Origin of the sequence: Pseudoalteromonas sp. bablab_jr010, from assembly GCF_016464105.1 — a bacterium.
Classification (GTDB): Bacteria; Pseudomonadota; Gammaproteobacteria; order Enterobacterales; family Alteromonadaceae; genus Pseudoalteromonas; species Pseudoalteromonas simplex.
Map to the genome: position 1 here is coordinate 1 of NZ_JACDWV010000033.1, position 1,569 is coordinate 1,569.

Sequence of the window (1,569 nt, forward strand, 5' to 3'; positions counted from 1 at the left end):
ATGGACTCCTCCTATTGCACAATACCCTTCGTTAATTTTGTCAGACTGCGTGCTTATATGCGGGCTCATAATGAGGAGCTACCTCGGCCCTTTGATGTATTCGCGCCCTTGTGCCTCTTCTCCTACTCGGTGTTTTAACACGCCAGGCACTTTACAGGCTATCAAGGGTGGGTCTAACCGCTTAACGCAGGTTCTTGGTCAATACTGTTGTTTCTGTTATCGAAGGCTAAATATTAATTGGCTAGTAAACTGGGTTCATAACTCGTGCCCTTTTTCAGCATGGCATACGCTGTCCTAACTGTTTTATTTGCTAATGCAATGACGGCACACTTCACACCCCGTCTTTCAACTAATGCTTTGAGCCATTGTTCTTTTTTCGTTTTTGGTTCTCGATGCTTTAGCTGACTGATGACCGCCCTGGCTCCCAGAAACAAGTGGCTGCGTAATGTTATCTCGCCACGGTATTTGGCTATATGACCTATTCGTACTTTTCCACCACTTGAGTGTTGGCGAGGGGTGACACCAACATTGGCTGCCGCGTTACGTCCACTCGTAAAATGGGTTGTGTCACTTAAGCTTATTAATAAACCAACCGCTGTGATAGGCCCGACACCCTCAAGTTCCAGTAAGCGTTCACATTGCTCATCTTGTTTTACCAAACCTGTCAGTAACTCATTTAATGTTTCTTTTAATGTTGATTGCGCTTTAAATAATTCATAGCACTGAGCTAGACACTGCCTTAAACCAGCGGTTAACCCATTATCGCTATCTTCTAAAATCTCAGGAATAGCTTGCCTAAACGCGCATTCTGATTGCTTGATTACAATCCCAAATTCAAGTAATAAGCCTCTGATTTGATTAGCCAGCTGTCGTTTCTGCTTTTCAGCTAACGCACGCATTCGCTCTATCGACTGTAAGCTTTGTTGTGCTTGTGTCAGTGATTTACACGGGCGAACATTGGGTGAGAAAGAAGCCGCAGCTATTGCAATAACATCATTTGCATCTGTTTTCTGGCCAACTCTAAATGCTTTGACAAATCGAGGATCTAGAATCACGACTTCATGACCAACACTACGCGCTTTACGTGCCCAATAATGAGCACCACCACACGATTCCATAACAACTTTACAACGAGGAGAAGTGGTGAGTATCGACAGTAACTCTTTTCTGCTCACCGCTTTATTACTTTGTAGGTTTTGATAAAAAACTTACCGACTTGAAAAACATTTTTTGCCAAGTCGATGCTAATTAGGTTAAATTTTGACATGTATGGATTCCTTATTGGTAAAAGTAATTGTCCAATCTCTTTATACCGTACTCACCCTATTTGGGGGAGGAGTCCATACATCTCCTACGGGGGTTGTTGTGCTAAGGGTGACTCTGCACTAAACAACCCCACATTTCAACTGACGTCTGACGGCTGAAAACTGACAGCTAAAACGCAAAAAAGCCCGACTCTTTCGAATCGGGCTTTCTCTTATTTGGAGCCTGGCGATGACCTACTTTCACATAGCAGCTGCTACACTATCATCGGCGCTGTTTCGTTTCACTACTGAGTTCGGCATGGGG

1 protein-coding gene is annotated in these 1,569 nt (G+C 43.8%); it reads right to left on the reverse strand.

Annotated features, from left to right (window positions below):
* Positions 1-233: 233 nt before the first annotated feature.
* On the reverse strand, positions 234-1,175 hold the full coding sequence (locus tag JIG37_RS01185; RefSeq protein WP_199528428.1) for an IS110 family transposase: 942 nt from the start codon (positions 1,173-1,175) through the stop codon (positions 234-236).
* Between the last annotated feature and the right edge of the window lie 394 nt (positions 1,176-1,569).